General features: G+C 73.1%; 27 protein-coding genes and 1 tRNA gene. 7 read left to right on the top strand and 21 right to left on the bottom strand.

Features of this window, described 5'->3' with window-relative positions; all coding sequences use genetic code 11:
• On the bottom strand, positions 1 to 303 hold the full coding sequence (locus tag ASD19_RS13625; protein WP_055993777.1) for a DUF7882 family protein: 303 nt from the start codon (positions 301 to 303) through the stop codon (positions 1 to 3).
• 229 nt (positions 304 to 532) lie between these two features.
• On the opposite strand from ASD19_RS13625, the gene ASD19_RS13620 reads away from it, so the two are divergent.
• The gene (locus ASD19_RS13620; RefSeq protein WP_055993775.1) at positions 533 to 958 is read left to right on the top strand and encodes a YciI family protein; all 426 of its coding nucleotides are present in this window, start codon (positions 533 to 535) and stop codon (positions 956 to 958) included.
• Positions 922 to 2,217, top strand: a complete 1,296-nt coding sequence (locus tag ASD19_RS13615) for an RNA polymerase sigma factor (protein ID WP_082543201.1) — start codon at positions 922 to 924, stop codon at positions 2,215 to 2,217. Before ASD19_RS13620 ends, ASD19_RS13615 begins: the two co-directional genes overlap by 37 nt.
• An 8-nt stretch (positions 2,218 to 2,225) precedes the next feature.
• Here ASD19_RS13615 and ASD19_RS13610 read toward each other — a convergent pair whose 3' ends face one another.
• Together ASD19_RS13610 and ASD19_RS13605 are read right to left on the bottom strand one after the other, a co-directional pair.
• Positions 2,226 to 3,038 (bottom strand): transglutaminase-like domain-containing protein, encoded by an 813-nt coding sequence (locus tag ASD19_RS13610; protein WP_055993772.1) that lies wholly within the window; start codon positions 3,036 to 3,038, stop codon positions 2,226 to 2,228.
• Positions 3,035 to 3,625, bottom strand: a complete 591-nt coding sequence (locus tag ASD19_RS13605; RefSeq protein WP_055993769.1) for an isochorismatase family protein — start codon at positions 3,623 to 3,625, stop codon at positions 3,035 to 3,037. Before ASD19_RS13605 ends, ASD19_RS13610 begins: the two co-directional genes overlap by 4 nt.
• A gap of 107 nt (positions 3,626 to 3,732) precedes the next feature.
• Here ASD19_RS13605 and ASD19_RS13600 point away from each other — a divergent pair, with 107 nt between their 5' ends.
• Positions 3,733 to 4,356 (top strand): GyrI-like domain-containing protein, encoded by a 624-nt coding sequence (locus tag ASD19_RS13600; protein WP_055993766.1) that lies wholly within the window; start codon positions 3,733 to 3,735, stop codon positions 4,354 to 4,356.
• Here ASD19_RS13600 and ASD19_RS13595 read toward each other — a convergent pair whose 3' ends face one another.
• Positions 4,357 to 4,773, bottom strand: a complete 417-nt coding sequence (locus ASD19_RS13595; protein WP_055993763.1) for a hypothetical protein — start codon at positions 4,771 to 4,773, stop codon at positions 4,357 to 4,359.
• Between the two features lie 153 nt (positions 4,774 to 4,926).
• Here ASD19_RS13595 and ASD19_RS13590 point away from each other — a divergent pair, with 153 nt between their 5' ends.
• Entirely contained in the window at positions 4,927 to 5,646 is a 720-nt protein-coding gene (locus tag ASD19_RS13590; RefSeq protein ID WP_055993760.1) for a DUF4230 domain-containing protein, read from the top strand.
• Here the strand turns inward: ASD19_RS13590 and ASD19_RS13585 are convergent.
• The 15 genes from ASD19_RS13585 to ASD19_RS13515 form a co-directional block, all read right to left on the bottom strand.
• On the bottom strand, positions 5,627 to 6,067 hold the full coding sequence (locus ASD19_RS13585; RefSeq protein WP_055993882.1) for a rhodanese-like domain-containing protein: 441 nt from the start codon (positions 6,065 to 6,067) through the stop codon (positions 5,627 to 5,629). The two genes, ASD19_RS13590 and ASD19_RS13585, sit on opposite strands and share 20 nt — an antisense overlap.
• A 139-nt stretch (positions 6,068 to 6,206) precedes the next feature.
• A tRNA-Thr gene (locus ASD19_RS13580) sits at positions 6,207 to 6,279 on the bottom strand.
• 90 nt (positions 6,280 to 6,369) lie between these two features.
• A complete protein-coding gene (locus ASD19_RS13575) occupies positions 6,370 to 7,932 on the bottom strand; it encodes an alpha/beta hydrolase (RefSeq protein ID WP_055993757.1) in 1,563 nt (520 codons plus the stop codon).
• Positions 7,929 to 9,083: a DNA polymerase III subunit delta' gene (locus tag ASD19_RS13570; protein ID WP_055993754.1), complete on the bottom strand. Its 1,155-nt coding sequence runs from the start codon at positions 9,081 to 9,083 to the stop codon at positions 7,929 to 7,931. Before ASD19_RS13570 ends, ASD19_RS13575 begins: the two co-directional genes overlap by 4 nt.
• Positions 9,084 to 9,290: 207 nt before the next feature.
• Positions 9,291 to 9,932, bottom strand: coding sequence for a dTMP kinase (gene tmk / locus ASD19_RS13565; protein WP_055993751.1), 642 nt, complete (start codon positions 9,930 to 9,932; stop codon positions 9,291 to 9,293).
• Positions 9,929 to 12,775, bottom strand: coding sequence for a type I DNA topoisomerase (gene topA, locus ASD19_RS13560; protein ID WP_055993748.1), 2,847 nt, complete (start codon positions 12,773 to 12,775; stop codon positions 9,929 to 9,931). The genes tmk and topA overlap by 4 nt, the downstream gene beginning before the upstream one ends.
• Before the next feature lie 137 nt (positions 12,776 to 12,912).
• Positions 12,913 to 13,773: a 3-methyl-2-oxobutanoate hydroxymethyltransferase gene (panB, locus tag ASD19_RS13555; protein ID WP_055993745.1), complete on the bottom strand. Its 861-nt coding sequence runs from the start codon at positions 13,771 to 13,773 to the stop codon at positions 12,913 to 12,915.
• A complete protein-coding gene (gene panD, locus ASD19_RS13550) occupies positions 13,770 to 14,159 on the bottom strand; it encodes an aspartate 1-decarboxylase (RefSeq protein ID WP_055993742.1) in 390 nt (129 codons plus the stop codon). Before panD ends, panB begins: the two co-directional genes overlap by 4 nt.
• Positions 14,159 to 15,010, bottom strand: coding sequence for a pantoate--beta-alanine ligase (gene panC / locus ASD19_RS13545; RefSeq protein WP_055993739.1), 852 nt, complete (start codon positions 15,008 to 15,010; stop codon positions 14,159 to 14,161). The genes panD and panC overlap by 1 nt, the downstream gene beginning before the upstream one ends.
• Complete coding sequence (locus ASD19_RS13540; protein ID WP_055993736.1) at positions 15,007 to 15,759, bottom strand: DUF2520 domain-containing protein; 753 nt, start codon at positions 15,757 to 15,759, stop codon at positions 15,007 to 15,009. The genes panC and ASD19_RS13540 overlap by 4 nt, the downstream gene beginning before the upstream one ends.
• A gap of 78 nt (positions 15,760 to 15,837) precedes the next feature.
• Positions 15,838 to 16,155 carry a hypothetical protein gene (locus ASD19_RS13535; RefSeq protein WP_055993733.1) on the bottom strand — a complete coding sequence of 106 codons (318 nt, stop codon included), beginning with the start codon at positions 16,153 to 16,155 and terminating at the stop codon, positions 15,838 to 15,840.
• A 12-nt stretch (positions 16,156 to 16,167) separates the two neighbouring features.
• Positions 16,168 to 16,551 carry a TadE family type IV pilus minor pilin gene (locus ASD19_RS13530; RefSeq protein WP_230667994.1) on the bottom strand — a complete coding sequence of 128 codons (384 nt, stop codon included), beginning with the start codon at positions 16,549 to 16,551 and terminating at the stop codon, positions 16,168 to 16,170.
• Positions 16,548 to 16,748 carry a DUF4244 domain-containing protein gene (locus tag ASD19_RS13525; protein WP_055993730.1) on the bottom strand — a complete coding sequence of 67 codons (201 nt, stop codon included), beginning with the start codon at positions 16,746 to 16,748 and terminating at the stop codon, positions 16,548 to 16,550. Before ASD19_RS13525 ends, ASD19_RS13530 begins: the two co-directional genes overlap by 4 nt.
• 35 nt (positions 16,749 to 16,783) lie before the next feature.
• Positions 16,784 to 17,701: a type II secretion system F family protein gene (locus ASD19_RS13520; RefSeq protein WP_055993727.1), complete on the bottom strand. Its 918-nt coding sequence runs from the start codon at positions 17,699 to 17,701 to the stop codon at positions 16,784 to 16,786.
• Positions 17,689 to 18,711: a TadA family conjugal transfer-associated ATPase gene (locus ASD19_RS13515; protein WP_055993724.1), complete on the bottom strand. Its 1,023-nt coding sequence runs from the start codon at positions 18,709 to 18,711 to the stop codon at positions 17,689 to 17,691. The genes ASD19_RS13520 and ASD19_RS13515 overlap by 13 nt, the downstream gene beginning before the upstream one ends.
• 230 nt (positions 18,712 to 18,941) lie before the next feature.
• Here ASD19_RS13515 and acs point away from each other — a divergent pair, with 230 nt between their 5' ends.
• Entirely contained in the window at positions 18,942 to 20,912 is a 1,971-nt protein-coding gene (gene acs / locus ASD19_RS13510) for an acetate--CoA ligase (protein WP_055993721.1), read from the top strand.
• 146 nt (positions 20,913 to 21,058) lie between these two features.
• Here acs and ASD19_RS13505 read toward each other — a convergent pair whose 3' ends face one another.
• On the bottom strand, positions 21,059 to 21,526 hold the full coding sequence (locus ASD19_RS13505; protein WP_055993718.1) for a RidA family protein: 468 nt from the start codon (positions 21,524 to 21,526) through the stop codon (positions 21,059 to 21,061).
• Positions 21,523 to 21,744, bottom strand: coding sequence for a DUF4177 domain-containing protein (locus tag ASD19_RS13500; protein WP_055993715.1), 222 nt, complete (start codon positions 21,742 to 21,744; stop codon positions 21,523 to 21,525). The genes ASD19_RS13505 and ASD19_RS13500 overlap by 4 nt, the downstream gene beginning before the upstream one ends.
• Positions 21,745 to 21,858: 114 nt before the next feature.
• Between ASD19_RS13500 and ASD19_RS13495 the strand changes: the two genes are divergently transcribed.
• Positions 21,859 to 24,483 (top strand): transglycosylase domain-containing protein, encoded by a 2,625-nt coding sequence (locus tag ASD19_RS13495; RefSeq protein ID WP_055993713.1) that lies wholly within the window; start codon positions 21,859 to 21,861, stop codon positions 24,481 to 24,483.
• Entirely contained in the window at positions 24,483 to 25,403 is a 921-nt protein-coding gene (locus ASD19_RS13490) for a metallophosphoesterase (protein WP_055993710.1), read from the top strand. The genes ASD19_RS13495 and ASD19_RS13490 overlap by 1 nt, the downstream gene beginning before the upstream one ends.
• Positions 25,404 to 25,412 lie beyond the last annotated feature (9 nt).

The raw sequence follows: 25,412 nt of genomic DNA, 5'->3' as shown, positions 1-25,412 counted from the left end.
TTACCCGCTCACCTCCTCGGCCGTGAGGACGATCCCGCCGAGCTCGCTGGCCGACTCGGCGAGCCGCGCGAGCCACTCCTGGTTGAGCTCGGGCGGATCGGACTCCTCGAACACGAAGCGCAGCGGGATGCCGGGGTGGATCCAGATGGTCGAGCGGCCGCCCTGCTCGGCGGGGTGCTTCCAGGAGACCGCGAAGCTCTCGCTGCGCCGCAGCTTGGCGAGGATCACGACCTTCAGGTGGGAGAGCGCACGGTCCTCGATGAGGATCGGCGGGTCGACGCTGTCGTAGATGAGGGTGCCCATGACCGGACGCTACGCCCCCTGGGGACCCCGCGGAACGGAGATTCCGTGGGCCTCCCGGCCATCGGGAGGCCCACGTGGACGGCGCCGGGAGACGGTCCGCCATGACGCGCGGAAGAACTTCTCGCGAGGATGTCGATCGGCGGTTCCGCCGCACGACGTATGGGTGAAAGGGTCGGAATCACGGCCCACTGAGGCGGCGCCGGAGGCGCCCAGGATCAAGGAGGACGACATGGCCAAGTACATGCTCATCATGCGCGCGACGGACGAGGCGGTCGCCGCGTACAGCGAGGTGCCGTTCGAGGAGGTGATCGCCGCGATGGGCGCGTTCAACGAGTCCATGATGAAGGCCGGCGTGATGGTCGGCGGCGACGGCCTCGCGCCCGAGCCGGGCCTCGTGGTGGACTTCTCGGCGACGCCGCCGGTGGTGACCGACGGCCCGTACGGCGAGACCAAGGAGCTGTTCAACGGGTTCTGGGTGCTCGAGGTGCCCACCATCGAGGAGGCGGCGGAGTGGGCCAAGCGCGCCCCGCTCACGCCCGGAAACAAGATCGAGATCCGCCGTGTGACGGGCCCCGAGGACTTCCCCGCCGACAACGAGTGGATCCAGAAGGAAGAGGGATGGCGCGAGGAGCAGGCCGCGCGCCAGCAGCAGTGAACGACGCCCCGATCGCCTCGACGGCCTCCCCGGATTCGGTGAGACGCGCCGTCGAGGCGGTCTGGCGCATCGAGTCCGCGCGCATCGTCGCGACGCTCACCCGCGTGACCGGGGACTTCTCCCTCGCCGAGGACGTGGCGCAGGAGGCCCTGGCCGAGGCGCTGGGCTCGTGGCCCGCGTCGGGCGTGCCTGCGAACCCCGGGGCGTGGCTGGTCGCGGTGGGCAAGCGCCGGGCGATCGACCACTGGCGGCGGCAGGCGCGGCAGGACGAGCGCTACGCGCAGCTCGCGCGGGATCTCGACGAGGTCGACTCGCCCGCCTGGGATCCGGATCAGATCGAGGACGACGTCCTGCGCCTGATCTTCGTGGCGTGCCACCCCGTGCTCTCCCGCGAGGCGAGCATCGCGCTCACGCTGCGGGTCGTGGGCGGCCTCACGACCGAGGAGATCGCGCGGGCCTTCCTGGTGCCGGTCGCGACCATGCAGCAGCGCATCGTCCGGGCCAAGAAGACCCTCGCCGCGGCGGCCATCCCATTCGAGGTGCCCACGCCCGACGAGCACCCCGCGCGACTGTCGGCCGTGCTCAGCGTGCTGTACCTCATCTTCAACGAGGGCTACGCGGCGAACGCGGGCGCGACGTGGATGCGCACCGACCTGAGCCGCGAGGCGCTGCGGCTCGCGCGCGTGCTGGCGGGCCTCGCGCCGCGGGAGCCGGAGGCGCACGGACTCGTGGCCCTCATGGCGCTGAGCGCCGCGCGCTTCCCCGCGCGGCTGGACGCGGCCGGCGAGCCGGTGCTGCTCGCCGACCAGGACCGGACCCGCTGGGACCGCGGCCTGATCGCCCTGGGCCGGGACGCGCTCGCCCGCGGCGACGCCCTCGGTCGCGGCCGGGGCCCGTACGCGCTGCAGGCGGCCATCGCCGAGTGCCACGACGTGGCGACGTCGGTGGAGGACACGGACTGGGAGCGCATCTCGGTGCTGTACGAGGCCCTGGGCCGGATCGCTCCGTCCCCCGTGGTGGAGCTGAACCGCGCGGTGGCCGTGTCGATGTCCGAGGGCCCGGCGACCGCGCTGCGCATCGTGGACGGGCTCGGGCCGGCGCTGGCGGGCTACGCCCAGCTGCCCGGCGTGCGCGCCGAGCTGCTCATCCGGCTGGGCCGCATCGACGAGGCCCGCGCCGAGCTCGAGACCGCCGCGCGGCTGACCGCCAACGAGGGCGAGCGCGCGGTGTTCGAGCGCAAGCTGCGCGCCCTCGGCTGATCCGCTCGCTACGGCAGGCGCACGAGGCCCGCGCCGTCGTCGACGGCCAGGTCGCCGCGCACGGTCGCGAGGATCCGGTACGAGCGCAGCAGGATTGATCCGCCGTGGTTGTCGAGGAACGCGGTGTCGGCGGCGTCCCGGCCGGTCGCGATGCGCACGAGGCTCTGGCGCGGCGCGAGGCGGGTGGCGTCGAGAACCACCCACTCGCCGTCGATCAGCGCCTCGGCCACCGCGTGGAAGTCCATGGGACTGAGTCCGGGCGCGTACACCGCGGCGAGCCGGGCCGGGATGTTCAGCGCGCGCAGGATGGCGATCGTCAGGTGCGCGTAGTCGCGGCACACCCCCGCCCCGTCGAGCAGCGTGTCGATCGCGCTGTCGTTGACGTCGCTGACGCCGGGCACGTACCGCAGCCGCGAGGCCACGAAGCCGACGACCTCGCGGGCGAGCTCGGCGGCCGGCAGCGACCGGTCGAACTGAGACCCGACCAGGGCGAAGAAGCGGTCGGACTCGGCGTAGCGGCTCGGACGCAGGTAGACGGAGCGGTCGTGCGGCGTGACGGGCGTCGCTCCCCCGCCGGTCTCGACCGCGGCGCGGTACGAGACCTCGAGGTCCCCGGGCGTCAGCTGCATGCGGTGGATGCGCGCCCCGAGCGGATCCACCAGCTCCTCGAGTTCGACGGGCTCCCCGTCGAGCGTGACGGCGAGCTCCTCGTCGAGGCGGATGCCGGGCACGCGCGCGACCGCGATCTGCATCTCGAGCTCGGTGGGGGTCTGCACCTCGATGTCGAGGCCGACGGAGATGTCGCGCGCGGCGGCCGTCATGCGCGCTCGACCAGCTCAGCGCCGGCGTGGGCGAGCTCGGCCAGCGCGGCCTCGCTCGACTCGGCGCCGACCCCGGCGACGAGGTCGAGCAGGACGCGCACGTGCTGGCCGTGCTCGATCGCGTCGAGCGCCGTGGCCCGCACGCAGTGGTCGGTCGCGATGCCGACGACGTCGACCGTCTCGATTCCCCGATCGGCGAGGAGCTGCGCGACGGTCTCGCCGTCGTCGGTCGCGCCTTCGAACATCGAGTACGCCGGGCGCCCCTGGCCCTTCTTGACGTGGTGCGTGACCGCCGACGTTTCGAAGCCGGGGTCGTACTCCGCACCCTCGGTGCCCGCCACGCAGTGCGGCGGCCACGTGTCGACGAAGTCGGGCTGACCGGTGGCGCCGCCGAACGCGAAGTGGCCGCCGTTGTCGCCCTCCGCGTCATGCCAGTCGCGCGACGCGACGACCATCGCGTAGTCCGCGCCGCGCTCGGCCAGCAGACGCGTGACCCCCTCGGCGACGGCGTGGCCGCCCGTCACGCCGAGCACGCCGCCCTCGGTGAAGTCGTTCTGCACATCCACGATGAGAAGCGCCCTGGTCATATCTCGAGCGTACGCCGCACCCCGGCGGGCGGGGAGGCGGCGTGGGCGGTCGGCGGGCAGAATGAGGGCGTCGGATGACGGATGTCCCGGTCCCTGGGAGCGAGTGGATGAGCGAGAAGATCGACTTCAAGCGGACCCTTGACGCCTACCGCGCCCGGCGGGGCGACTTCCGGGTTGTCGACGTGCCGCCGCTGCAGTACCTGATGGTCGACGGGCACGGCGATCCGAACTCGTCGCCGGACTTCGCCGCGGCGGTCGAGGCCCTGTACCCCGTGGCCTATAGGCTCAAGTTCGCGAGCCGCGACCTCGGCCGGGACCACGTCGTGATGCCGCTCGAGGGCACGTGGTGGGCCGAGGACATGACGGCGTTCACCAGCGAGCGGGACAAGTCGCGCTGGAGCTGGACCCTCATGATCATGACGCCCGACTGGATCGACCCGGCGATGCTCGACGCCGCAGTCGCGACCGTGGCAGAGACGACGGCGCCTGCGCGCCTGGCGGACGTCCGGCTGGAGACGCTCGCCGAGGGCCGCTGCGTGCAGACGCTGCACGTCGGCTCGTTCGACGACGAGGGACCCGTGCTGGCGCGCATGCACGACGACGTGATCCCCGGCCTCGGGCTGCGCATGACGGGCCGCCATCACGAGATCTACCTGAGCGACTTCCGCCGGGTGCCGCCCGAGCGGCGCCGCACGATCCTGCGGCAGCCCGTGGGCCCCGCGGAGGCGTGATCACCCGGCGGCGAACATCGCCGCGATCTGCGCGACCAGGGCGAGCAGGCCCACGCCGCCGCTCGCGAGCGCTACCCCGCCCAGCAGGCGCGGCCACGGCGAGTGCGCATCGAGCCTCACGTCGTCCCGGCTGCCCACGCGGTGATGCAGCATCACCTCGTCGCCCTCGGCCGCCGCGCGCAGCTCGGCGGTCAGGGGCGCCTCGTGGACGCCGTCCTCCCCGAACCAGCGGACGACCTCGCGCGCTGAGGGATCCGCGGCATCCGGGTCGCCGATGATGACCGCCCGCACGGGGAGCCACGTCCCGTCCGCGAGCTTGACGATCAGCGCCGCGGCGCCGAACACCGCCGCCGCGCCGAGGCCGGCCCACGTCAGTATCTCCGTGATCGCGGCGAACGCCGCGCCCGCGCCGTTCATGCCGTGCGCGGCATGCGGCGGTCGCCTCGGACCCCTGCCGTCGCCGTCGCACTCACCGGACCAGTCTCTCAGGTGCCGGGCTCCCGCTGCGTCAGGATGTCGCGCGGCGCGACCGGCGTCCCGAGGAGGCGCCGCCGTGACTAGGCTTCCGGCATGGCCGACGCGACGCGCCCCCGACGCCGGATGCCCGCGTGGCTGGCCGGCGCCATCGGCTTCGTGCTCGCGCTGGTCCTCGTCGTGGGGATGGTCGCCGGCGTCGTCGGCGGGATGCGCGAGGGTGTGCGCGACGCGTTCCTCGGCGCCCTGCTGGATGACCTGAACCCCTTCTCCCGCAGCGAGCTGGAACGGTCGACCGAGCCCGTCCTCACGTCGCTGCGCGACCTCGCGCGCTTCGTGGCCGCCGAGGCCGAGTACGAGGTGCTGGTGGATCTGGAGTCGGATGTCGAGCACCTGCCGGCGTGGCTCGCCGGCGAGCGCCTCAGCCTGGTCGCGCACGGCACCGTCGAGGCCTTCGTGGACTTCGAGACGCTCGACGCCCGCGCCATCCGGATCTCGCCCGACGGCGACGCCGTGACCGTCACGGTGCCCGAGCCGGAGCTCACCGAGCCGAGCATCGATCTGGATGCGAGCCACGTGCTCTCGCACGAGCGGGGGCTCATCGACCGGGTGGGCGATCTGCTCGCACCCGACACCGACGCGCGGCAGGAGGCGCTCGCGAAGGGCCGGGACGAGATCGCCGCCGCCGCGGCGGAGTCGGACCTGGCCGGGCGCGCGAAGGAGAACACGGCGCGGACGCTGGAGACGCTGCTCGCGTCGCTCGGCTACGCGCGCGTCACGGTCGAGTTCGGTCCGGTCAGCCCACCGGCGCGGTGAGCGGGTCGATCGGCCGGCGCGTGCGGCCGTCGGCGGTCTGCACCGCGAGACCCTCGCGCGCCCAGTACTCGAAGCCGCCGATCATCTCCTTGACGACGTAGCCGAGCCGGCTCAGCTCGAGAGCAGCCTTGGTGGCGCCGTTGCACGCGGGGCCCCAGCAGTAGACGACGAGGTTCGGAAGGCCCGCGAGCTCGGTGTGGCGCTGCGGGATCTCTCGGGCCGGCATGTGGATCGCCCCGGGCACGTGGCCCTGGTCGAACGAGGCCTGGGATCGCACGTCGACGATCGTGAGGGGCTCCCCCGCCGCGCGGGCGGCGGCGACGTCGGAGGGGTCGGTCTCGTGGCGGAGCCTGCGCGCGAAGTGCTCGACCGCCGAGGCGGTGTTGACGCCGTGCTGTGCGACGGTGGCGGATTCGGTCATGCGACCATCCCATCCGCTCGCGACGCGACCCGCGAGGCGCGCGACGGACATCCGCCGCCGAGATGCGGCCATCCAGGCCCGGGCCTCCGGGGCCGGGAAAACGAGAAGGCCCCCGGAGTGGAGTCCGGGGGCCTTGTCGAGCCGCCTGTCGGAATCGAACCGACGACCTATTCATTACGAGTGAATCGCTCTGCCGACTGAGCTAAGGCGGCGTGTGCGCGCTCACGCGGCACGATGAACCATCATACCCGATCCGGGACCGTGCTCCGAACCGCGGCGGGCGCCCGGGAGCGTCGGCTGGTTCAGCGGCAGGTGAGCCCGTCCTGCGGGACGGTGCCGTCGACGAAGAACGCGTCGACGGCCCGGTCGATGCACTCGCTCTGGCCGTTGTAGGCGGTGTGGCCCTCGCCCTCGAACGTCATCATCACGCCGCTCGAGAGCTGGTCCGCGAGCGACACGGCCCACTCGTACGGTGTGGCCGGGTCGCCCGTGGTCCCGATCACGACGATGGGCGGGGCCCCCTCCGCCGCGATCGGCTCGCGCACGCCCGTCGGCTCGAACGGCCACACCTCGCACAGGCCGGGTCCCGACCAGTACGGCGCGATGGTGGGGGCCTCGCGGGCGATCAGGGCGTCGGCCGCGTCCAGCTCCTCCTGCGTCTCGTCCAGCGGGTAGTCCATGCAGTTGTACGCGTGGAACGCCTCGGTCGAGTTGTCGGCGTACTGCCCGTTCTCGCGGCCGTTGTAGAAGTCGGCCAGCATGAACGCGGTGGCCGGGTCGCCCTGCAGCACGCCCGTCAGCGCCTCGGTCAGATACGGCCAGTTCACCTCCGCGTACAGCGCGGCGATGATCGTCGTCATCAGCGTGTCGGCGCCGAGCTCACGCCCGTCGGCGGCCGGGATGGGCGCGCGGTCCACGGCGGCCAGCAGGGCCGCGAGATCGGCCATCGCCTGGTCGACTGTGCCGTCGAACGGGCATCCCTCGGCCGCGAGACACGAGCCCATGTACGTGCGCAGCGCCCGCTCGAAGCCGAGAGCCTGCGTCGTGCCGACATCCGTTCCCGATACCGAGGGGTCGATCGCGCCGTCGAGCACGAGCCGGCCGACGCGGTCCGGGAAGAGCTTGGCGTAGGTGGCCCCGAGGAACGTCCCGTACGAGTAGCCGAGGTACGTGAGCTTCTCGTCGCCCAGCACGCCGCGCAGCAGGTCCATGTCGCGCGCCGACTGCTCCGTCGTGATGAACTCCAGCACGCCGCCGCTGTTCGCCTCGCAGGCCTCGGCGAAGCGCGTGTTGCGCTCCTCGAGCTCGCGCTCCCATTCCGGGGTGTCCCGCCTGTTCTCGGGCACGGAGTAGAGGAACTCGTCCATCGCGGGCGCGTCGAGGCAGCGCACGGCGGTCGATCCGCCCACCCCGCGCGGGTCGAAGCCGATGATGTCGTAGTTCTCCTGGAGCTCCTCGCTCACGGCGAAGTCGATGGTCTCGGCGATGAAGTCGACCCCGCCGCGGCCCGGGCCTCCCGGGTTCACCAGCAGCGATCCGAGCGGCTCGCCGCCGGTCGCCGGCTGGCGCACGATCGCCAGCTCGATCTCGCCCGCCTCGGGATCCGACCAGTCCAGGGGCGCGGTGACCGTGGCCTTCTCGAAGCCCGCGCCGCAGTCGGTCCAGTCGATCTGCTGCTCGTAGAACGGGCGCAGGTCGGCCGCGACGTCCGCCCCGACCTCGGGCTCGGCGACGCACGGACCGCCGGCCTCGCGCGGGATCTGGGAGTACAGGCACCCCGAGAGCGTGAGGGCGCCTGCGACGAGCAGCGCGAGCGCGGACAGGGGACGACGGATGGCGCGAGGGCCCCGGGGTGAGCGCGTCACGGCTTCCTTCCGCTGACGACCGTCACGAGGAGCGACTCGAGCGCGAGCGTGGGCTGCACGTTCTGCTCGAGCGCCTCGCGCGTCTCGGCGATGTGATCGAGGACGGTCAGGGTGCGCTCGGCCGACCACGCGGCGGCCAGCGCGCGCAGGTCGTCGACGAGCTCGAGGTTGATGATGCCCTCGTCGCGCCGGAACTGGAGCATGACCACGTCGCGGTAGAGCGACTGCAGGTCGGTCAGCACCCGGTCGAGGCCGTCGCGCAGGCTGCGGGTGGCGCGGCGCTTCTGCTCGTCCTCAAGGGCCGACAGCTGGGCTCGGACCGCGGGCGGGATCTTCGACCCGTCCGGGATCCCGACCGTGCGCAGCAGCGACGCCCGCTCGGACTCGTCCCGCTCGGCGGTGAGGGCCTTGACGTCGTCCGTGGCCGCCTGCACGATCTGCCCCGCGACCTCGACCACGTCGGCGATGCCGCGCACGCGCAGGACGGCCCGCAGGGTCTCGTCGCGGCGGCGGCGCGACGCCTCGTCGGTCGCGAGCCGCTGGGCCATGCCGATGTGGCGCTGCGCGTGCCGGGCCGCCTGCTCGGCAACGGCCGGGTCGGCTCCCGTGCGGGCCGTGATGAGCGCCGCGACCTGCTCGACCTCCGGCTCGCGCAGCCGCAGCACGCGCACCCGCGAGCGGATGGTCGGCAGCAGGTCGGCGTCGCTCGGCGCGCACAGGATCCAGACCGTGTCGGCGGGTGGCTCCTCGAGCGCCTTGAGCAGCACGTTCGACGTGCGCTCGGTCATCCGGTCGGCGTCCTCCATCAGCATCACGCGATAGCGCCCCGCGGACGGGGCGAGGTAGGAGCGGGCGGCCATGGCGCGCGCATCCTCGATCCGGATGATCACGCCCTCCGTGCGCAGCGCGGTGAGATCCGGATGGGTGCCCGCGAGCACCTGGCGCATGCCGTGCTCGTCGTCGGGCCCCGCGATCAGGGCCGCGGCGAACGCGCGCGCGAGGGGCGCGCGTCCCGAACCGGGAGGGCCGGTGATGAGCCACGCGTGCGCGAGCGCACCGGGATCGGCGGCCGCGGCGCGGAGGGTCTCGACGGCCTCGTCCTGCCCCCACACCTCGCCCCACGGCAGGGAGGGCGCGGCCACGGTGGTCATGCGCTCCAGCCTAACGGCGGCATGGGACGTTCTCTTCTAGAAGCGTCTCGCACGCTGCGGGGCCGCAAGCGGCACCCTTGCGAGCGAGGAACGTCGCTTCGCTCCGTTCGGCAGCGCTTCGCGCTGCGATTGGCCGCTCCGCGGCACGCTCGCTTCGCTCGCACGACAGACATGCCGACGGCGCCGTCGAGCGGCGGTGCACAGGGGTCAGAGCAGCGGGGTGACGCGGGCGCGGATGTCGGCGGCGAGGTCGGTGATCGGGCGGGAGGCGTCGAGCACCAGGAAGCGGTCGGGCTCGGCGGCGGCGAGCGCGAGGAAGGCCTCGCGCACGCGCGTGTGGAACTCCGCCTTCTCGGCCTCGAGCCGGTCGAAGGGCTTGTCGTCGGCGTCGAGCCGGGCGCGCGCGGCCGCCGGATCCAGGTCGAGCAGCACGGTCACGTCCGGGAGCGCGCCGTCGGTCGCCCACAGCGACAGGTCGCGCACCTCGGCGGGGTCGAGCACGCGGCCCGCGCCCTGGTACGCGACGGACGAGTCGAGGTAGCGATCCTGGATCACGACCTCGCCGCGCTCGAGCGCCGGCTTCACCAGCGACGCCACGTGGTGCGCGCGGTCCGCGGCGAACAGCAGCGCCTCGGCGCGCGGGCCGATGTCGCTCGTGCCGTCGGCGGCCCGGTGGTGCAGCACGAGCTCGCGCAGCGTGCGCCCGACGTCGGTGCCGCCCGGCTCGCGCGTGCGCACGACCGTACGGCCCGTGCTCTCGATCCACTCCTGCAGCAGACGAGCCTGCGTGGTCTTCCCGGAGCCGTCGCCGCCCTCGAACGTGATCCAGAGCCCGGCGGACTCGGTCACTGGCCCTCCGCCGCCTTCTTCGCGCGGTTGGCGGCGCGCGTGGCCGCGGCCTTCTTGGCCGCCTCCGACCGCGAGGACGCCGTCGTGCCCGTCGTCTTCTTCGCCGCGGTCGTCTTCTTCGCCGTGGTCGTCTTCTTGGCCGCGGGGGCCTTCGCCGTGGTCTTCGCCGCCGCGCGACCGCGCTTGGGGGCGGGGCCCTTGGCGCGCTTCTCGGCGAGCATCTCGACCGCGCGCTCGAACGTCACGTCGTCCACGCTGGTGCCGCGCGGGATCGTCACGTTCGTCTCGCCGTCCGTGACGTACGGGCCGAACCGGCCGTCGCGCACGCGGATCGGCTTGCCGCTGACCGGATCCGCGTCGAACTCCTTGAGCGCGCTGGACGCCGTGCGACGGGCGCCGTACTTGGGCTGCTTGTAGATCTCGATCGCCTGCTCGAGCGTGACGTCGAAGATCTGGCTCTCGCTCTCGAGCGAGCGCGAGTCGGCGCCCTTCTTCAGGTACGGGCCGTAGCGGCCGTTCTGGGCCGTGATCTCCTCGCCCGTCTCGGGGTCGGCGCCCACGACGCGGGGCAGCGACAGGAGCTTGAGCGCCGTGTCGAGGTCGATCGTCTCGGGCGACATGGACTTGAACAGCGACGCCGTGCGGGGCTTGGGAGCGGCGGCCTTCTTGGCCGTGCGCTTCTTCGGCACCTCGTCGGCGACCTCGCCGGTCTCCTCGTCCACGGCGTCGGGGTCCACCGGATCCTGCTCCTGCACGTACGGACCGAAGCGGCCGTCCTTCACGACCACGAGCTTGCCGTTCTCGGGGTTCTCCCCCAGCACGCGGTCTCCGGCCACGGGCGCATCGATGAGCTCCTGCACCTTCTGGGCGGTGAGCTCGTCGGGCGCGAGGTCCTCGGGCACGTTGACGATGCGCGGCTTCTCGTCGGGCTTGGCCGGGTCGACGACCTCGATGTACGGACCGTACTTGCCGAACCGCAGCGTGGCGGTGTCGGTGAGGGGCGTGGCGTTCAGGGCGCGCGCGTCGATCTCGCCGAGGTTGTCGACGATGTTGCGCAGGCCTGGGTGCTCGCCGGATCCGAAGTAGAACGAGCGCAGCCACTCGACGCGCTTCTGCTCGCCGCGCGCGATCGCGTCGAGGTCGTCCTCGAGGGCGGCCGTGAAGTCGTAGTCGACCAGCTCGGCGAAGTGCTGCTCGAGCAGCCGCACGACGCTGAACGCCAGCCACGACGGCACGAGCGCCTGACCCCGCTTGGTCGCGTAGCCGCGGTCCAGGATCACGCCGATGATGCTCGCGAAGGTCGACGGGCGGCCGATGCCCTTCTCCTCGAGCGCCTTGACCAGGCTCGCCTCGGTGTAGCGAGGCGGCGGGGTGGTCGAGTGGCCCTTGGGGTCCGCGTCCGTGAGCGTGAGCGCGTCGCCCGCGGCCACCTTCGGCAGGGACTGGTTCTCGGCCTCGTCCGCGTCGCCGCGGCGCTCGTCGCGGCCCTCCTCGTACGCCTCGAGGAAGCCCTTGAACGTGTACACGGTGCCCGAGGCCGTGAACTCGGCCGTCTTGCCGTCCACCTGCGCCGCGAGCGTGACGGTCGTGGTCTCGAACTCGGCGTCGGACATCTGGCTCGCGACCGTGCGCTTCCAGATCAGGTCGTACATCCGCAGCTCGTCGCGGCCCAGCTCGCCCGCGACCTGCTTGGGCGTGCGGAACTGCTCGCCCGACGGGCGGATCGCCTCGTGCGCCTCCTGCGCGTTCTTGCTCTTGGACGCGTACACACGGGGCTTCAGCGGCACCGCGCGCTCGCCGTACAGCGCGACGGCCTGCTCGCGCGCGGCCTTGATCGCCTGCGCGCTGAGGTTCGTCGAGTCGGTGCGCATGTAGGTGATGTAGCCGCGCTCGTACAGGCTCTGCGCGACCGACATCGTGTTCTTCGCCGACAGGCCGAGCTTGCGGCCCGCCTCCTGCTGCAGCGTCGAGGTCGTGAACGGCGCGTACGGGCGACGCTTGCCCGGCTTGGCCTCGACCTTGGTGACGGTCGCCGTGCCGGCGGCCTCGATCGCCGCGGCGAGCGCGCGCGCATCCTGCTCGTTCAGCACGACGACGGCGCGCTTGAGCTGACCGCGGTCGTCGAAGTCGCGGCCGACGGCGAGCGAGGCGCCGTCCAGGCGGACCAGGCGCACCGTGAAGCCCTCGGCGTCGCGCGCGGCCCGCGCCTCGATGCCCCAGTAGTCCGCCGAGACGAACGCCATGCGCTCGCGCTCGCGGTCGACGATCAGGCGCGTCGCGGCGGACTGCACGCGGCCGGCGCTGAGCGCCTGGCCGCTGGCGCCGGTGCCGACCTTGCGCCACAGCACGGGCGACACGTCCCAGCCGTACAGGCGGTCCAGGATGCGCCGGGTCTCCTGCGCGTCGACGAGCGCGAGGTCGAGATCGCGCGTGCGCTCGACGGCGGCGCGGATGGCGTCCTTGGTGATCTCGTGGAACACCATGCGCTTGACCGGCACCTTGGGCTTGAGCGTCTCGAGCAGGTGCCACGCGATGGCCTCGCCCTCGCGGTCCTCATCGGTGGCGAGCAGGACCTCCGACGCGTTCTTCACCGCCCGCTTGAGCTCGGAGACCGTCTTGGTCTTGCGGTCGCTGACGACGTAATAGGGGTCGAAGCCGTTGTCGATGTCGATCGAGTACTTGCCGTACGCGGCGCGATCCTTCTCGGGGATGTCGCGCTTGTCCGCGAGGTCACGGATGTGCCCCACGGAGCTGAGCACCTCGTATTCGTCGCCGAGGTAGCCCTGGATCGACCTCATCTTCGTCGGGGACTCGACGATGACGAGCTTCTTGCCTGATGACAACGGGTGTCCTTTCGTCGTTGCACACAATACATACAGCGCGCCTGAGCGCCGACTCAGGGGGATCCGCCCATGAGGCGGCGGATGCGGCGCCGCGGCGGTCCGTGTGCGGACGGCGGGATCGGGGCCGGTGCCCCGGATCAGAGGAGCTCGCGGAGCCGCTCAGCCTCGCCCGCGGCCATCGCATAGCCGTGCTCGGGCGCCGGATAGCGGCGCGACCGGACGTCGTCGGCGTAGGCCGCGACGCCGGCGACCATGTCGGCGCGCAGGTCGGCGTAGCGCTTCACGAACCGCGCAGGGCGGCCCTCCGAGATGCCGAGCAGATCGTGGAAGACGAGCACCTGCCCGTCCGTCCCGGGGCCGGCGCCGATCCCGATCACGGGGATGCGGAGCCCGGGCATGACCGCCTCGGTGACGTCGCCCGGGATCGCCTCGAACACGAGCGCGAAGCACCCCGCGTCCTGCAGCGCGAGCGCCGCGTCGCGGATGTCGCGCGCGGCCTCCGCCGTGCGGCCCTGCGCGCGGAAGTCCACCGCGGTCTGGGGCGTGAGGCCGACGTGCCCCATCACGGGGATGCCGGCGGCGACGATCGCGTGAGCCCGGTCGACGATCGCCCCGCCGCCCTCGATCTTGACCGCGTCGCATCCGGTGCTCTCGGCGAACCGTCGGGCGGTGGCGACGGCCTGCTCGTCCGAGTCCTCGTACGAGCCGAACGGCAGGTCGGCGACCATCAGGGGCGACGTGAGCCCGCGGCGGACGGCGGCGGCGAGCATGATCATCTCGTCCGCCGTGATCGGCACGGTGCTGTCGTAGCCGAGCACCGTCATGGCGGCCGAGTCGCCGACCAGCACGACGTCGACGCCGGCGGCGTCCGCGGCGCGCGCGCTCGGGTGGTCGTACGCGGTCACCATCACGATGGGCTCGCGTCGCGCCTTGCGCTCGGCGAGCCTCTCGATGGTCACGCGCGGGCGGGGCGCCCCCGCGTCCGGGGCGTCGCTCATGCCGGCACGCCCCGCAGCTCGGCCACCGCGGCGTCGACGCCGATGACCCCGTTGGCGCGGTCGACGTGCACCACGGTCGGGATGTAGGCGTCGAGTTCGGTCTCGTCGTACTCCGCGTAGGAGATGACGATCACGGTGTCGCCCTGGTGGACGAGCCGCGCGGCCGCGCCGTTCACCTGCACGGCCCCGGAGCCCCGCTCGCCGGCGATCGTGTAGGTGACGAACCGGGAGCCGTTGTCGACGTCCACCACGTGCACCTGCTCGTGCTCGAGGATGTCGGCGGCGTCGAGCAGGTCGGCGTCGATCGTGATCGACCCGACGTAGTTCAGGTCGCTCCCCGTCACCGTCGCGCGGTGGATCTTCGACTTCAGCAGCGTGCGTCGCATCAGCGGTTCGCCTCCAGGATCCGGTTGTCGATGAGCCGCGCCGCGCCCACGCGCGCGGCCACGGCGAGGAGCGCGGCGCCGTCGACGCGGTCCAGCGGCCGCAGGTCGTCGGCGGAGCGCAGCTCCAGGTACTCGGGCTCGATGCCCTCGGCCGCGAGCTCGTCGCGGGCGGCCGACAGCAGGGCCGCGGCCGACGTCTCGCCCCCGGCGAACGCCCGCTCGGCGGCGGTGAGCGCGCGGTTCAGGGCGGTCGCCCGGCGGCGCGACTCGGCGTCGAGGTACACGTTGCGCGAGCTCATGGCCAGGCCGTCCGGCTCGCGGACGATCGGGCAGGCCACGATGCGGACCGGCAGGTCGAGGTCGCGCACCAGGCGGCGCACGACCAGCACCTGCTGCGCGTCCTTCTGCCCGAAGAACGCGACATCCGGGGTGACGATGGCGAAGAGCTTCGTCACGACCGTCGCGACGCCGTCGAAGTGGTGCGGGCCGCGGCTCGCGCCGCAGAGCACGTCGGTCAGTCCCGACACGTGGATGGTCGTCGCGAACCCGCTCGGGTACATCTCCTCGACCGAGGGCGCGAACACGATGTCGGCGCCGGCCTCGCGGGCCAGCTCGACGTCGCGCGCCTCGTCGCGCGGGTACGCGGCGAGGTCCTCGCTCGGCCCGAACTGCGTCGGGTTCACGAAGATCGACACGACCACGAGGTCGCTCTCGATCCGCGCCTGCCGGATGAGCGACAGGTGCCCCTCGTGGAAGGCGCCCATGGTGGGCACGAGGCCGACGACGTGGCCGTGGCTGCGCGCCTCGCCGACGGCGGCGCGGACCTCGGCGACGGTGCGGACGATCCTCATGGGGTGTCCTCCTTCTGCGCGGCCAGCGCGCGCGTGCGGTCGACGAGCACGTCGAACAGGGGTATCAACTCCGGGGCGGCCTCCGCGATTCCCTCGCGCTGGCGCTCGACCGTGCCCTCGTCGCCGCGCGCGACCGGGCCGGTGAGCGCGGCGGCGGGGCCGTGCGCGGCCCAGTTCTCCACGGTGGCCCGCACGAGCGGCGCGAGCAGGGCGCGCGCGTCCTCGGGCGCAAGTCCCGCCGCCCCCGCGACCTGCTCCGCGGCGGCCTGCAGCGTGACGAGGAAGTTCGACGCGATGGACGCGGCGGCGTGGTACGCCGCCCGCCGCGCGTCGTCGATGGGGAATGGCGTCGCGCCCAGGGCCTCGGCGAGGGCGCGGGCGGCGTCGAGCGCCTCGGGGGTCCGGCCCGCGACCGCGCAGCCGATCCCTCGGAACGCCCCACGGCCCTCGTCGCCCACGAACGCGCGCAGCGGATGCAGGCCGAAGTCGACGCCCGCGATCGGCGTCGCCCCGGACGTGTGCCCCACGAGACGCGCGGTGCCGGGCAGCGCGGCCGCCGCGTTCGCGATCTCCGCGTCGGGCACGCACAGCAGCACGACGTCGGCGTCGGGCACGGCCTCGCCCCGGGCGGTCGGGCCATGGACCTCGAAGCCCGATTCGGCGAGAGCGCGCGAGATCGCGCGGCCGAGGCGACCCGCCCCGACGACGGCGACCGTGCGGACGGCGGGCTGGGGTTCCGGGAGTGTCATCGTGGATGCGCGGAGGGGAAAGGGTCCGCTTGACCATTCTCACACAACCGCACCGGGTCCAGGATCGCGGCCCCGGGGTCAGGGCGGCGGGCCCGCTCGAGCGGTCGCGTGCACCGGCAGCCCGGCGAACCGGGCGGATGCCGTGACGGTCGCGATGAGCCCGTCGACCGCGCATGCGGTGATCGTCGCGCCCTGCGCGCCGGCGACCTCGGCCGCGCGGGCGCACGGGTCGCCCGGCACGGCGCCGCTCGCCGCGTCGGCCGCGGCGAGCGCGCTCGCGTCGGCGACGCCCGCGATCCGCTGGCTCTCGGCGGCGGCCGCACCGGACGCCGCGAGTCCCAGCATCAGCACGGCCGCGGCGCCGGCGGCGCCCGCCGCGAGCGCGGAGCCGGCCATGGCCTCTCCCCTCTAGAGTCCGCCGCCGAGCGCGCAGCTGGCCGCGCGGAGCGGGATCGGGACGCCGGCAACGCGCGCGTCGACCGACGCCGTGACGCACACGAGGTCGCCGCGCCGAGACGTCGCGGCGCGGGCTCCCGGGACCGCCTGCGCCACGACGCCGCTCGCGCGCCCCTCGGGCTCGCCGCGGGCCACGAGCCGGGCGGCGTCGGCCGCGACGTCCTGCAGCCGCACCTGGGTGGAGGCCGCCATGAGGGCGCCCACGCCGAGCAGGATCACGACCACGACGGCGGGCAGCGCGACCGCGAGCTCGGCGGCGACCGACCCGCGCTCCCCCGCGCCCTGCCCGCCGTCGGGGCCGCCCAGGCGGCGCCGCTGTGCGACGCGCCGGATCACGCGACCGTCAGCGCCCGGCGGACGAGGTCGGTGAGGATCTCGCGCACCTCGCCGGACCGCATGATCACGACGAGCACGCCCGCGAACGCGACCGCGGCCATCGTGACGATCGCGTACTCGGCGGTCGAGGCGCCGGTGTCGTCCGCGAGCAGGCCCCCGATGGTCGGGCGCGCGGAGGTGGGGATGGGTTCGGACATGACTCCTTCTTCCTGTCGGTGTCGGTTTCTTCGGGTCACCCGGCGAGCGCCGGGAGCGGGGTGGCGGCCAGCACGCCGAGCAGCATGGGGGCGACGCCGAGGCACAGGAACGCGGGCAGCGTGCACACGCCGAGCGGGAGCAGGAGCCGGGTGGCGAGGCGCGCGGCGCGGATCCGCCCCTCCGTCCGCGCGGCCTGCCGCTCGTGCGCGGCGGTGGCCCGCAGCAGCTCGACTCCCGGGATGCCGGCGTCGCGGGACAGGGCGAGCACCGCCGCGGTCTCGTCGCCGCCCGGCCGCGCTCCGCCCGGGGCCTGCGCCACGAGGCGCGCCGCGCGATCGATCGAGACGCCGCCGCTGAGGGCGATCGCGGTGAGCTCGGCGTGCATGCCCGGCGTCCCGGGCGGCGGCTGCGCGGCCCGCACCAGGCGGCGGGTCCACGCCCGCGCGACCAGCAGCAGCGCGCCGCCCGAGGCGAGGCAGCCGATCCCGATCGGAGAGGCGAAGAGGACGCCGAGCATGTCGAAGCCGAGCGCGGCGCCGATCGCCAGTCCCGCGAGCGGCAGCCAGGTCATGAGCCGGGCGGTTCCCGCGGGCTCGGTCAGGGCGATCCGCACGTCGTCCTGCGCCTCGCGGGCGTCGCGCAGCGCGGCAGCCATCGACCGCAGACAGTCGGCGAGGGGCGCGCCCACCGTGGCGGCGATCTCCCACGCGGCCGCGACGTCGCGCCACACCTCGGCGCCCCGGTCGCCGCGCTCGGCTTCGGCCTCGATCGCCTGGACCAGGGGCTCGCCCGCCGCGTGGCGCTCGGCGATCCGCCCCGCCGCGGCGTCGCCGCCGGCCTCCCCCAGGTGCCGCCATGCGGCGTCGGGCGTCGCGCCGGCCTGCAGCAGCACGGCGAGCTTCAGCACGGTCGCGCCGGCCGCCGCGCCGGCGTCCGGCGTCACGCGCGCCACGGCGTCACCTCCTCGATGCCGAGCCGCCCGCCGGCGTCGGTGAACCGGCCCACGCGCGCGAGGCGGCGCGATCCGTCGGGGCGGCGCTCGAGGTGCAGTACGAAGCCGATCGCACTGCACACCTGCCGCGTGACGGCGTGGTCGTCCATGCCCGCCAGCGCGCCAAGCGCCTCCAGCCGCGCGGGCACCTCCGCCAGGCCGCTCGCGTGCAGCGTGCCGGCTCCGCCGTCGTGGCCCGTGTTGAGCGCCGTGAGCAGCTCGCGGACCTCCTCGCCGCGGCACTCGCCCACCACGATCCGGTCGGGCCGCATCCGGAGCGACTCGCGCACGAGCCGCGCGAGGTCGACGCCGCCCGCGCCCTCGAGGTTCGGCTGCCGCGCCTCGAGGGAGACGTGGTGCGGGTGGGCGATCCGCAGCTCGGCCACGTCCTCGATCGTGACGATGCGCTCGTGCCCGGGTGCGTGCGCGAGCAGCGCGCCGAGCAGCGTGGTCTTGCCGGTGCCCGCGGCGCCCGTGACCAGCAGGTTCTCGCGCTCGCGCACGATCCGCACGAGCCAGCGCCGGGCGTCGTCCCCGAACGAGCCGCCCCGGCACAGCGCGTCGAGGTCGGCTCCGCGCAGGCGCGGGATCCGGATGGACAGGGCCGTGCCGCTCGTGGCGATGGGCGGCAGGACCGCGTGCACCCGGATCCCGTCCTGCAGCCGCACGTCCACGCACGGCGTCGCGTCGTCGATGTGCCGCCCGCCCCGGGCGATCAGCGCCGTGGCGAGCTCGCGCACCTCGCGCTCGGACGCGCGCCAGGCCGGATCCGGCCGCGGGCCGTCCCCTCGATCGACGAACACCCCGGACGCCCCGTTCACGAACACGTCGGTCACGGCGGGGTCGCGCAGGTACGCGCTCAGCGGCCCCAGCGCATCCTGCGATGCCTCAGGGCGCTCGTCCGGCACGGCAGGCGAGCCGCGCCCGGCGGGCTGCGCGCCCCGCGGCTGCACGATGAACGGCTCGGTCATGCCCCGACGCTAGGCAGGCGGCGCCCTCGCGCGGAGCGGCGGACGCCCGACCGCACGAACACCGGCGGCGGGTGCGCGCTGTGGACGAGCGCCGGTACTCCCTTTAGTGGGTACCGACCCTCCGGAGCCCGGGGCTACATTCGCCGTGCGGGGCTTCCCGCACGGGCGCCGCCGCGCCCGGGGCCGCACGGATGCGGCCTGGCACCACGTCGCAAAGGAGCGCGCAGCTGATGAGCACCCAGATCGACCACCTCCTCAACGAGAGCCGGCGCTTCGCGCCCTCGGCCGAGTTCGCCGCGAACGCGGTGGCCGGCGCGGATCTGTACGAGAAGGCGGACACCGACCGTGAGGGCTTCTGGGCCGAGCAGTCCCGTGAGCTCCTGCACTGGGAGAAGCCGTACACGCAGGTGCTCGACTGGTCGAACCCGCCGTTCGCGAAGTGGTTCGCCGACGGCGCCCTGAACGTCGCCTACAACTGCCTCGACCGCCACGTCGAGGCCGGAAACGGCGACCGCGTCGCCCTGCTGTGGGAGGGCGAGCCCGGCGACGAGCGCCGCGTCACGTACGCAGAGCTGACCGACGAGGTCAAGCGCCTCGCGAACGTGCTGACCGAGCTCGGCGTGGGCCAGGGCGACCGCGTCGCGATCTACCTGCCCATGATCCCCGAGGCCGTCGCCTCGATGCTCGCGGTCGCGCGCCTGGGCGCCATCCACTCGGTCATCTTCGGCGGCTTCAGCGCCGACAGCCTGCGCTCGCGCATCGATGACGCGGGCGCCAAGCTCGTGATCACGGCCGACGGCGGATGGCGCAAGGGCAAGGTGTCGCCGCTCAAGCCCGCCGTGGACCAGGCGCTCGCCGACCGCAACGGCCTCGGCGAGCAGGAGACGGTCGAGCACGTCCTCGTCGTCAAGCGCGGCGAGAACGACGTCGACTGGACCCCCGGCCGCGACATCTGGTACCACGACGTCGTGCCGCAGGCCTCGGCCGAGCACGAGCCGCAGGCCTTCGAGGCCGAGAACCCGCTGTTCATCCTGTACACGTCGGGAACGACCGGGAAGCCCAAGGGCATCCTGCACACGTCGGGCGGCTACCTGACGCAGGCGGCGTTCACGCACCGCAACGTCTTCGACCTGCACCCCGAGAGCGACGTGTACTGGTGCACGGCCGACATCGGATGGATCACCGGCCACTCCTACGTCGTCTACGGCCCGCTCGCGAACGGCGCCACGCAGGTGCTGTACGAGGGCACGCCGGATCACCCGGAGCCCGGCCGCTGGTGGGACGTCATCGAGAAGTACGGCGTGACGATCTTCTATACGGCGCCCACGGCCATCCGCGGCTTCATGAAGCAGGGCCGCCAGATCCCCCAGTCGCGCGATCTGTCGAGCCTGCGCGTGCTCGGCTCGGTGGGCGAGCCCATCAACCCCGAGGCGTGGGTCTGGTACCGCGAGGTCATCGGGGCCGGCAAGACCCCGATCGTCGACACGTGGTGGCAGACCGAGACCGGCGCGATCATGGTCTCGGCCCTGCCCGGCGTGACCGAGACCAAGCCCGGCTCCGCGCAGGTGCCGCTGCCCGGCATCTCGATCGACGTCGTCACCGAGGAGGGCGAGCCCGTGGGCAACGACGCGGGCGGGCTGCTCGTGATCACGGAGCCGTGGCCCAGCATGCTGCGGGGCATCTGGGGCGACCCGGAGCGCTTCAAGGAGACGTACTGGGAGAAGTTCGCGGCGCAGGGCTACTACTTCGCGGGCGACGGCGCGCGCCTCGACGAGGACGGCGACATCTGGCTGCTGGGCCGCGTCGACGACGTCATGAACGTGTCGGGCCACCGCCTGTCGACGGCCGAGATCGAGTCGGCGCTCGTGGCGCACGAGGCGACCGCCGAGGCGGCCGTCGTCGGGGCGTCGGACGAGACGACCGGCCAGGCCGTGGTCGCGTTCGTGATCCTCAAGGAGAGCTACCTCAAGGAGCACGGCCCCGAGGGACTCGCGCAGCAGCTGCGCGCGTGGGTCGGCGAGCAGATCGGACCGATCGCCCGCCCCCGCGACGTCTACATCGTGGGCGAGCTCCCGAAGACCCGCTCGGGCAAGATCATGCGCCGCCTGCTGCGCGACGTGGCCGAGGGCCGCGAGGTCGGCGACACCACGACCCTCGCGGACACCGCGGTCATGAGCGTCATCTCGGCCCAGGTGAAGTGACCTGAACAGCGGAACGGCCCCGTCGGATCATCCGACGGGGCCGTTCTCTCTCACCACGATGGCGTCGACTGGTCTTCGGCGGCGAGACTGGTCTCGCCGACACCAGTCTCGCCGCCCGGGACCAGTCGAAGCCCGAGGACAGCGACTCACGCGAACGTGAAGGCGACCTCGACCTCGACGGGCGAGTCGAGCGGCAGCACGGGCACGCCCACGGCGGAGCGCGAGTGGCGGCCGGCCTCGCCGAAGATCTCGCCGAGCACCTCGCTCGCGCCGTTGATCACACCGGGCTGGCCGGTGAACGCCGGGTCGGACGCGACGAAGCCCGTGACCTTCAGCACGCCGGTGAGGCGGTCGACGCCGCCGATCGCGTCCGCGGCCGCCGCGATCGCGTTCAGGGCGCAGCGGCGCGCGAGGTGCTTGGCGGTCGCGGCGTCGACGAAGCCGTCGCCCTCGCCGACCTTGCCGGTGGCGGGCAGCGCGCCGTCCACCATGGGCAGCTGACCCGAGGTCTGCACGACGTCGCCGTGCGCCTTGGCGGGGATGTACGCCGCGAGGGGCGGCACGACCGCGGGCAGCTCGATGCCGAGCTCGGCCAGGCGGGCGGCGACGCTCACGCCTGCTCCCCCTCGAACTGCTTGGCGGCCTCCTGCGCGGCCGAGAGGCCCGCGTTGGCGGCGCCCCCGCCGACGGGGCGCTTGAGGTACGCGACCAGGCCGCCCTCGCTGTTCGGCACGACCTGCACGAGCTCCCAGCCCTGCTTGCCCCAATTGTTCAGGATGGCGGCGGTGTTGTGGATCAGCAGAGGCGTGGTGAGGTACTCCCACGTGGTCATGGAGCGTCCTTCCGGTTCGGGAGGCGGCGACGCGGCGCCGGGATCTGGGATGGGCCGGCCTGACGCGCCCAGCATCCGGAGGGCGTGTCCAGGCTGACGGCTTACGATCACCCTATGCCTCTTGCGAAAAGGACGGCCAGCGGTGTGCTCGGTGGCGTGCTCGGCCTCGTCGGTCTGAGCGCGGTCGCCGGTGTCCTCGTCACCGCCACGGTCACCCCGGCCATCGCCGTGTCGGGCTACGCCGCGTCGAGCGCGATCTCGCTGTTCGACAGCCTGCCGAGCTACCTCGAGGTCGACCAGCCCATGCTGCCGACCACGATCTACGTCGACGACCCCAACAGCGACGAGCCGTACCCGCTCGCGTCGTTCTACGACCAGAACCGCGTGCCCGTGGAGTACGACGAGGTCTCGACGATCATGTACGACGCGATCCTGTCGAGTGAGGACCCCCGCTACTACGAGCACGGCGGCGTCGACCTGATCGGCACGACGCGCGCGCTGATCAACAACGCCACGAGCAGCAGCACGCAGGGCGGCTCCTCCATCAGCCAGCAGTACGTCAAGAACGTGCTGATCCAGCAGTGCGAGAAGGATGCGCAGTCCGACGAGGAGAAGCAGGCCTGCTTCATCGAGGCGACCCAGGCCAAGGGCACCGAGGGCTATGCGCGCAAGCTGCAGGAGATGCGGTACGCGATCGCCATCGAGAAGGAGTACTCGAAGAACGACATCCTGCTCGGCTACCTCAACATCGCCAACTTCGGCGGTGTGACGTACGGCATCGAGGCCGCCGCCGAGTACTACTTCGACACCACGGCCAAGGACCTCACGATCGCGCAGGCGGCGACGCTCGCCGGCATCGTGCAGAACCCGAACTACTACCGGATCGATCAGCCCGACCGCGAGGACAACGGCGAGGCGAACGGCTACGCCGCGGCCAAGGACCGCCGCAACTACGTGCTGACGCGCCTGTTCGAAGACGGCAAGATCACCGAGGACGAGTACAAGGAGGCGCACGCCTCCGAGGTCGAGCCGAACATCCAGCCGCGCGAGCAGGGCTGCGTCGCGGCCGGCGGATCGGCGTACTTCTGCCAGTACGTCAAGAGCATCATCGAGAACGACCCGGCCTTCGGCGAGACGCCCGAGGAGCGCCGCGAGCTGCTGCGCCGCGGCGGCCTGAGCGTGCACACCACGCTCGACCTGCGGGTGCAGCTGCCCGCCGAGCAGGCGATGCGCGACTACGCCCCGGCGCACGTCGAGGGCATGGAGTTCGGCGCGACCGCCGTCACGCTCGAGGCCGACACCGGCAAGGTCCTCGCGATGGCGCAGAACACGCGCTTCAGCGAGAACCCCTCCGTGATCGAGTCGGAGCCCGGCTACTCGTCGCTCGTGTACGCGAGCGACCGCACGCACGGCGGCTCGAACGGCTTCTCGGTGGGATCGACGTTCAAGGTGTTCACGCTGCTCGACTGGCTCGAGAAGGACCACTCGATCAACGAGGTGCTCAACGGCGTGAACCGCACGTCGTTCCCCGGCTTCAACTGCGACGGCAACCCGATCCCGCAGACGTCGAAGATCGGCAACTTCAACAACGTCGGCGGGTACACCGGCACGGTGCAGAGCTTCACGCGCGACTCGCTGAACTCGGGCTACCTGGCGATGGCGTCGCGCCTGAACCTGTGCGACATCATGCGCGTGGCCGACCGCCTGAACGTGAAGACCGGAGACGGCCAGCAGATCTCGACCATCGAGGGCCACCCCGTGCCCTTCGACATCCTCGGGTCGTTCAACATCGCCCCGATGGCGATGGCGTCGGTGTACGCGACGATCGCCAACAACGGCATGCAGTGCCCGCCGAAGGCGATCGAGAAGGTCGTCGACGCCAACGGCGAGGAGATGCCGCTGCCCCAGTCGAAGTGCGAGCAGAAGCTCTCCCCCGAGGTGGCCGCGACCGCGGCGTCGGCCCTGTCCGCCGTGATGAACAGCGGCGGCACCGGCACCCCTGCCCGCGCGGCCGACGGCGTCCCCGTGATCGGCAAGACCGGTACGCACGAGAAGTGGCAGACGTCGATGATCCAGTCGTCCACCAAGGCCACGACGGCGGTGTGGGTCGGCAACGCCCGCGGCGAGGTCGACGTGTTCCGCACGTGGGTCAACGGCTGGCAGATGTCGCAGCTGCGCTTCCAGATCTCCCGGGCCGTGCAGGGCGCCGCGAACGCGGCCTACCCCGGCGGCGAGTTCCCGCCGGCCGACCCGAACCTGACGCGCCGCATCCTCGTGACGCTGCCGAACGTGGTCGGCATGTCGGTCGCCGACGCCGAGCGGACGCTGCGCGCGGCCGGCTTCGGCGTCAGCGTGGGCGCCCCGGTCCCGGGTTCGCGCCCGGCCGGCGTCGTCGAGACGCAGGATCCGCCCTCGGGCCGCGTCGCGAGCGGCACGACCGTGACGATCTCGCCGAGCAACGGCCAGGGCGCGCAGGTGCCCGATGTGCGCGGCCAGGCGCCGAGCGCGGCGGTCGCCGCGATCCAGGGGGCCGGCTTCGCGAACGTGTCGCTCGGCCCGTGTCGAGACAACGACCAGGCCGGGGCGGGCCGGGCGATCGGCACGGATCCCGCCGCCGGGACCGTGACGAACCGCTCGACCGCGGTCGTCGTGCACTACGAAGCCGCCGACTGCGGCGGCGGCGGCGAGGGCGGCGGCAACGGGAACGGCAACGGCGGTGGCAACGGGAACGACGACTAGTGGCGTCGGCCTCGCGGAGCGCGCTCACGGCGCTGGCCGCCGTCGGCGCGGCCGGTGCCGCGGCCGCCGTCTGGGGCGTCGGCATCGAGCGTCAGCTGTTCACGGTCCGGCGCCACGTGGTGCGGCTCCTGGACCGCGGCGCGACGCCCATCCGGATCCTGCACATCTCGGACGCCCACATGGCTCCCTGGCAGCGCCGCAAGCGGCAGTGGATGGCCGGACTGGTCGCCCTGCGCCCCGATCTCGTGATCAGCACGGGCGACAGCCTCGGTCACGCCGATGGCATCGCCGGCATCCGTGAGGCCCTCGCGCCGCTCCGGGGCGTGCCCGGGGTGTTCGTGCACGGCTCGAACGACTACTGGGGCCCCGGTCCCCGCAACCCGTTCCACTACTTCCGCGGCCCGTCCCAGCGCGCCCCCAAGGCGGTCCGGCTCGACACCGAGGCCCTCGACGGGTTCATGACGGACGAACTCGGCTGGGTCGGCATCGACAACGGCGCGACGACGATCACGGTGCGCGGCAGCCGCATCCGGTTCGTGGGCGTCGCCGACGCCCACCACGACTCGGACGACCTGGACGCCGCCGCGGCCGCGCTGTCCGACGAGCCGGACGCCCCGCTCACGCTCGGCGTCGCGCACGCCCCCTACCGTCGCGTGCTCGACGGCTTCACCGCCCTCGGCGCCGACATGCTCTTCGCGGGGCACACGCACGGCGGACAGGTGCGCGTGCCGTTCTACGGCGCGCTCGTGGCGAACTGCGACATCCCGCTGCGCCAGGCCCGCGGCCTGTCGATGTGGACGCACCGCGGACGCATCGTGCCGCTGAACGTCAGCGCCGGCCTCGGCCACTCGATCTACGCCCCGGTGCGCTTCGCGTGCCGCCCCGAGGTCTCCCTCATCACCCTCGCGCCCCGCGCGTAGACCCCGACG

It is taken from the genome of Microbacterium sp. Root53 (assembly GCF_001426925.1).
Classification (GTDB): domain Bacteria; phylum Actinomycetota; class Actinomycetes; order Actinomycetales; family Microbacteriaceae; genus Microbacterium.
The sequence above is the reverse complement of the archived record's forward strand: the minus strand, read 5'-3'. Positions and strand labels throughout refer to the sequence as shown.